Raw genomic sequence first — 5,654 nt, 5'->3', positions numbered from 1 at the left:
GCCTGCGAGGCTGCGTTCGGCTGCGAAGCAGTCGTGAATTCAGACACTGCGGTCTCTCAAGGAGACCGCATTCACCGGGTTTACGACTGCTTTGCAGCCGAACGCAGCCTCGCAGGCTCGCAGGCTCGGCAGCTGCTACAGGGAGCGTTACTTGCAGACGTTGGCAATTGCCTCGGCCAGCAAATCCAGACGCGTCGCATCGATCCCCGCCACGTTGGCCCGGCCGGAGTTGACCATGTAAACGCTGTGATGATCGCGCAGCTGTTTAACCTGCTCAGCCGTCAAACCGGTGTAGGAGAACATCCCGCGTTGCACGCCAATGTGCGCAAAACGCTCGCGCAAACCATAGGGTTCCAGCGCTTCGACCAGGCCGCTACGCAATTGAGCGATACGCAAACGCATGGCTTCCACTTCGTCGGCCCATAGGCTTTTCAGCTCTGGATCGCCAAGAATGGTCGCCACCACGGCGGCACCGTGATCCGGCGGCGTCGACCACAGATTGCGGGCGATGTTGGCCAGTTGGCTGCGGATGTCCACCAGCTTGTCAGCGCTTTTCGCACAGACAATCAGCGCGCCGGTGCGGTCGCGGTACAAACCGAAGTTCTTCGAGCAGGAACTGGTGATGAGTACTTCCGGCAACGCGTCCGCGAACAAGCGGGTCGACCACGCATCCTGCTCCAGACCATCGCCGAAACCCTGGTAGGCGAAGTCGATCAACGGCAACAGATCGCGACTGCGCACGACGTCCAGCACGCGGTGCCAGTCATCATGGGACAGATCGAAACCGGTCGGGTTGTGGCAGCAGGCGTGCAGCAACACCACGTCGCCCTTCGGTGCTTCATTCAGCACCGCAAGCATGGCGTCGACGTCGAGGCGATTATCACTGCCGACGTACGGGTAGTGACTGACCTTGACCCCGGCCGCCGCGAAAATGGTTTCGTGGATCGGCCAGGTCGGGTTGCTCAACCACACGCCACGGCCCGGCAGGCATTGGGCGATGAAATCGGCGCTCAAACGCAACGCACCGGTGCCGCCCGGCGTCTGGGTCGCCCCGGCGAGTTGCCCGGCGATCAGCGCGGAGTCCGCGCCGAGCACCAGTTCACTGATGGCTTTGCCGAACGCCGGCTCGCCGTGACCACCGATGTAGGTCTTGGTGGTTTGACGATCCACCAGACGCTGCTCGGCAAGCTTCACCGACTGCGGAATCGGCGTCAGGCCCTGGGCGTCTTTGTAGACACCCACACCGAGGTCGAATTTGCGCGGGTTTGGGTCCTGCGCATAGGCTTCCATCAAACCGAGAATCGGATCGCCGGGGACTCGACCGATGGCGTCGAAATGCATTATTTGCGGCCCTCGGCGTCCTTGGCCACTTCGTCAGTGCGTGCGGCCATGATGAAGTCGTTGCGGTGCAGGCCTTTGATGGAGTGGCTCCACCAGGTGACGGTGACTTTGCCCCATTCGGTCAGCAGGCCAGGGTGGTGACCTTCAGCCTCGGAGATTTCGCCGACGGCGTTGGTGAACGCCAGTGCGTGTTTGAAGTTTTTGAACAGGAACTGTTTTTCCAGCTGCATGACGCCGTCGCGGACTTCGATGTTCCAGTCAGGGATCTGCTTGATCAGTACCGGCAACTCTTCGTCGCTGACCTGAGGGGCACCGGCCTGGCAGGCTTCGCAGTGGGCTTGGTTCAATGTGGACATGATGAATTCCTGAAATCGAATTATTGGAAATCGGCCGTCAGTGTCACCACGCTAAACCAAAGCGTCGGTTCCTGACAGGCTCACTTGATTCTAAAAGCAGCGGATCACGCAGCCTTTGCCTTCGGCGGAAATTTCGGGGTGTGCAAGCCCAGCTGCATGCCTTGTTTGACCATGCTCATGATGTCTTCATGGGCTACATCAAACAGACGCTTGAGGTTCGGCAAGACAAAGTACAGCGGTTGCAGGATGTCGATGCGATACGGCGTGCGCATGCATTCCAGCGGATCGAACGCCTGATGTTCAGGCTCGTTGGACAGGCAGTAAACGGTTTCTTTTGGCGAAGAAAGAATGCCGCCGCCGTAAATGCGCAGACCTTCAGCGGTATCGACCAGGCCGAACTCGATGGTCATCCAGTACAGGCGCGCCAGGTACACGCGTTCTTCCTTGGTCGCTTGCAGGCCAAGTTTGCCGTAGGTATGGGTGAACTCGGCAAACCAGGGGTTGGTCAGCAGCGGACAGTGGCCAAAAATCTCGTGGAAAATGTCCGGCTCTTGCAGGTAATCCAGCTCTTCGCGGGTACGAATAAACGTCGCCACCGGAAACTGCTTGCTGGCCAGCAATTCGAAAAAAGTCTGGAAGGGGATCAGCGCCGGAACTCGGGCCACTTGCCAGCCGGTGGTTTCACCGAGGACTTTGTTGATTTCACCGAGTTGCGGAATGCGGTCGTGGGGCAGACCGAGTTTTTCGATACCGTCCAGGTATTCCTGGCACGCACGACCTTCGATCACTTTCAGTTGACGAGTGATCAGCGTGTTCCACACCGCGTGTTCTTCAGCGGGGTAGTCGATAAAACCTTGCGCATCGGGCTCGCGAGCCACGTATTGCGTCTGCTTCATGCTGCTCTCCTGCTAGGGGATTCGTTCTTGTTATGTGCTGCTATGGACCTAGAAATACCCCAAGAGGTGCGTCGTTACAGCGGGTGCTGGGTGGTTTGCGTAGGAAAAGTCGCCATTTTTCGTAAAATATTCGTTACGGAATCGCGGCGATCGCGCAGCTATTGAGATTTGCCGGTTTGAAAAGGCGCTCAGGTGTCACATAATCTTGACGACTACTTTGGCGTCAGCGCAGAAAATTTCTTGCGCGGGGCCTCGATTCCCCATTTCTTCGGGCCTTTATATGCGTATTAAAGTCCACTGCCAGAACCGCATCGGTATCCTGCGCGACATTCTCAACTTGCTGGTGGAATACGGGATCAACGTCGCCCGGGGCGAGGTCGGCGGTGAGCATGGCAATGCGATCTACCTGCATTGTCCAAACCTGATCAACATTCAGTTCCAGGCGCTGCGTCCGAAATTCGAATCGATTGCCGGAGTATTCGGCGTCAAACGCGTAGGGCTGATGCCCAGCGAACGTCGGCACATGGAGCTCAATGCCTTGCTCGGCGCCCTGGAGTTTCCGGTGTTGTCGATCGACATGGGCGGCTCCATTGTCGCGGCCAACCGGGCGGCGGCGCAGTTGCTCGGGGTGCGTGTGGATGAAGTGCCGGGGATTCCGCTGTCGCGGTACGCCGAGGATTTTGATTTGCCGGAGCTGGTGCGGGCTAACAAGTCGCGCATCAATGGGCTGCGGGTCAAGGTCAAGGGCGACGTGTTTCTGGCCGACATCGCGCCGTTGCAATCGGAGCATGACGACAGCGAAGCCATGGCCGGTGCAGTGCTGACGCTGCACCGCGCGGACCGGGTGGGTGAGCGCATCTACAACGTGCGCAAACAGGAACTGCGCGGGTTCGACAGCATTTTTCAAAGCTCGAAAGTGATGGCGGCAGTGGTGCGCGAAGCCCGGCGCATGGCGCCGCTGGATGCACCGCTTCTGATAGAAGGCGAAACCGGCACCGGTAAAGAGTTGCTGGCGCGCGCTTGTCACTTGGCCAGCCCGCGCGGGCAATCTCCATTAATGGCACTCAACTGCGCCGGCTTGCCGGAGTCGATGGCTGAGACCGAGTTGTTCGGTTACGGCCCCGGCGCCTTCGAAGGCGCGCGCGCCGAAGGCAAGCTGGGTCTGTTGGAGCTGACTGCGGGCGGTACGCTGTTTCTCGATGGCGTAGGGGAAATGAGCCCGCGCTTGCAGGTGAAATTGCTGCGCTTCCTGCAGGACGGTTGCTTCCGTCGCGTAGGCAGCGATGAAGAGGTGTATCTGGATGTGCGGGTGATCTGCGCAACCCAGGTGGATTTGTCCGAACTGTGCGCGCGGGGCGAATTTCGCCAGGATTTGTATCACCGCTTGAACGTCCTTTCGCTGCACATTCCGCCATTGCGTGAATGCCTCGACGGTTTGACGCCGTTGGTGGAGCACTTCCTCGACCAGGCCAGCCGGCAGATCGGTTGCCCACTGCCGAAACTGGCGCCGGCGGCGATGGAGCGGCTGAGTCATTACAACTGGCCGGGCAATGTCCGGCAATTGGAAAACGTGTTGTTCCAGGCGGTTTCATTGTGTGAGGGCGGGACGGTCAAGGCCGAACATATTCGTCTGCCGGATTACGGTGTGCGTCAGCCGCTTGGCGATTTTTCGCTTGAGGGAGGGCTTGACGAGATTGTCGGGCGTTTCGAGAAAGCGGTGTTGGAGCGGTTGTACTCCGAGCATTCCAGCAGTCGGCTGCTGGGTAAGCGCCTGGGGGTCTCTCACACCACCATTGCCAATAAGTTGCGTGACTATGAAATTGGCAAAACTTGAGCGTTAACTGATCTGATAAACAAGAATGGTAAGTTGTTGTTAATCATTCTCCGGCGCTTCGAAATGTTAATTGAAGCGCTACCACCCCGCCGTTGATCTGAATCATGGATTTCGCCAAGCAAGCCATCTAGGCTGAAGCTCAAAGTTTGGCAGGAGCGATAACCATGCCATCAGCGGATGACTCTACCCAGCAAGCGCGCAAAGAAACCCGTCTGTTCTTTTTCCTGATTGTCGTTCTCTTCCCACTGCTGTCGGTGGCGATAGTGGGTGGTTACGGTTTCTTTGTCTGGTTTCTGCAAATGTTGCTCGGCCCTCCTGGTTCACTTCACTGATCGTTGTCCATCTTTAGCAAAAAGACGGGGAGTACGGGTCATGGAAAAGACGCTGCATATTGCCAGTCTGGTGGTGCTTGCCCACCCTGAATTGTTCGAGGCGGTGAAAGCCAACTTGCGGTTGCTCGAAGGCGTTGAACTGCACCAGGAAAGTCCCGCCGGCAAGCTGGTTGTGGTGCTGGAGATGGAAGACGAAAGTGAGATTTCCCGGCGCATCAGCGAGATCAATGGCTTGCCGGGTGTGCTCAATGCCGCCCTCGTTTATCACGAGATTCTCGATGTGACGGGAGAAAGCACATGCCTATGACTCGACGCGAGTTTGTCAAAGCCCAGGCAGCCGGGATCGCCGCAGCGGCGGCGGGGCTCCCGGTGTTTACCTCTGCCAGCAACCTGATCACCGAAGAAGACCGGGTGGCCCTGGACTGGAATAAAGCGCCTTGCCGTTTTTGCGGAACCGGGTGCAGCGTCATGGTGGCGACCAAGGACAATCGGGTGGTCGCCACTCATGGTGATGTGAAAGCCGAGGTCAATCGCGGACTGAACTGCGTCAAAGGCTACTTCCTGTCGAAAATCATGTACGGCGTTGATCGCCTGACCCAGCCGCTGTTGCGCATGACCAACGGGCAGTATGACAAGCAAGGCGAGTTTCAACCGGTGTCCTGGGATCAAGCGTTTGATGTGATGGAGTTGAAGTTCAAGGAGGCGATAAAAAACAAGGGGTCCGAGTCCATCGCCATGTTCGGATCAGGTCAGTGGACCGTCTGGGAAGGGTACGCGGCCAACAAGTTGATGAAGGCGGGTTTTCGCTCCAACAACATTGACCCCAATGCGCGTCACTGCATGGCCTCGGCGGTCATGGGCTTTATGCGCACGTTCGGTATGGATGAGCCGATGG

7 protein-coding genes are annotated in these 5,654 nt (G+C 58.0%); 4 read left to right on the top strand and 3 right to left on the bottom strand.

Going from position 1 to position 5,654, the window contains the following annotated elements; genetic code table 11:
- Positions 1 to 147: 147 nt before the first annotated feature.
- The 3 genes from PMI22_RS07850 to phhA all read right to left on the bottom strand — a co-directional run bounded on the left by PMI22_RS07850 (position 148) and on the right by phhA (position 2,593).
- Positions 148 to 1,341, bottom strand: coding sequence for an amino acid aminotransferase (locus PMI22_RS07850; protein WP_007947581.1), 1,194 nt, complete (start codon positions 1,339 to 1,341; stop codon positions 148 to 150).
- Positions 1,341 to 1,697 (bottom strand): 4a-hydroxytetrahydrobiopterin dehydratase, encoded by a 357-nt coding sequence (locus tag PMI22_RS07855; protein ID WP_007947580.1) that lies wholly within the window; start codon positions 1,695 to 1,697, stop codon positions 1,341 to 1,343. The genes PMI22_RS07850 and PMI22_RS07855 overlap by 1 nt, the downstream gene beginning before the upstream one ends.
- Positions 1,698 to 1,801: 104 nt before the next feature.
- On the bottom strand, positions 1,802 to 2,593 hold the full coding sequence (gene phhA, locus PMI22_RS07860) for a phenylalanine 4-monooxygenase (RefSeq protein WP_007947579.1): 792 nt from the start codon (positions 2,591 to 2,593) through the stop codon (positions 1,802 to 1,804).
- Between the two features lie 280 nt (positions 2,594 to 2,873).
- Here phhA and PMI22_RS07865 point away from each other — a divergent pair, with 280 nt between their 5' ends.
- The 4 genes from PMI22_RS07865 to PMI22_RS07880 all read left to right on the top strand — a co-directional run.
- Positions 2,874 to 4,427: a sigma-54-dependent phenylalanine hydroxylase transcriptional regulator PhhR gene (locus PMI22_RS07865; RefSeq protein ID WP_007947577.1), complete on the top strand. Its 1,554-nt coding sequence runs from the start codon at positions 2,874 to 2,876 to the stop codon at positions 4,425 to 4,427.
- A gap of 164 nt (positions 4,428 to 4,591) precedes the next feature.
- Positions 4,592 to 4,759 carry a periplasmic nitrate reductase, NapE protein gene (locus PMI22_RS07870; protein WP_007947576.1) on the top strand — a complete coding sequence of 56 codons (168 nt, stop codon included), beginning with the start codon at positions 4,592 to 4,594 and terminating at the stop codon, positions 4,757 to 4,759.
- A 40-nt stretch (positions 4,760 to 4,799) separates the two neighbouring features.
- A complete protein-coding gene (locus tag PMI22_RS07875) occupies positions 4,800 to 5,066 on the top strand; it encodes a chaperone NapD (protein ID WP_007947575.1) in 267 nt (88 codons plus the stop codon).
- A partial coding sequence (locus tag PMI22_RS07880; protein ID WP_007947574.1) for a molybdopterin-dependent oxidoreductase occupies positions 5,057 to 5,654 on the top strand: 598 nt, incomplete at its 3' end. The genes PMI22_RS07875 and PMI22_RS07880, both read left to right, overlap by 10 nt.

It is taken from the genome of Pseudomonas sp. GM21 (assembly GCF_000282215.1).
Taxonomy (GTDB): Bacteria; Pseudomonadota; Gammaproteobacteria; order Pseudomonadales; family Pseudomonadaceae; genus Aquipseudomonas.
This window is presented reverse-complemented; position numbering and strand designations above follow the sequence as displayed.

Coding starts and splice junctions, on each gene's coding strand:
- PMI22_RS07850 (WP_007947581.1), bottom strand. CDS start 1,341: ATGCATTTCGACGCCATCGGTCGAGTCCCCGGCGATCCGATTCTCGGT.
- PMI22_RS07875 (WP_007947575.1), top strand. CDS start 4,800: ATGGAAAAGACGCTGCATATTGCCAGTCTGGTGGTGCTTGCCCACCCT.
- PMI22_RS07870 (WP_007947576.1), top strand. CDS start 4,592: ATGCCATCAGCGGATGACTCTACCCAGCAAGCGCGCAAAGAAACCCGT.
- PMI22_RS07855 (WP_007947580.1), bottom strand. CDS start 1,697: ATGTCCACATTGAACCAAGCCCACTGCGAAGCCTGCCAGGCCGGTGCC.
- phhA (WP_007947579.1), bottom strand. CDS start 2,593: ATGAAGCAGACGCAATACGTGGCTCGCGAGCCCGATGCGCAAGGTTTT.
- PMI22_RS07865 (WP_007947577.1), top strand. CDS start 2,874: ATGCGTATTAAAGTCCACTGCCAGAACCGCATCGGTATCCTGCGCGAC.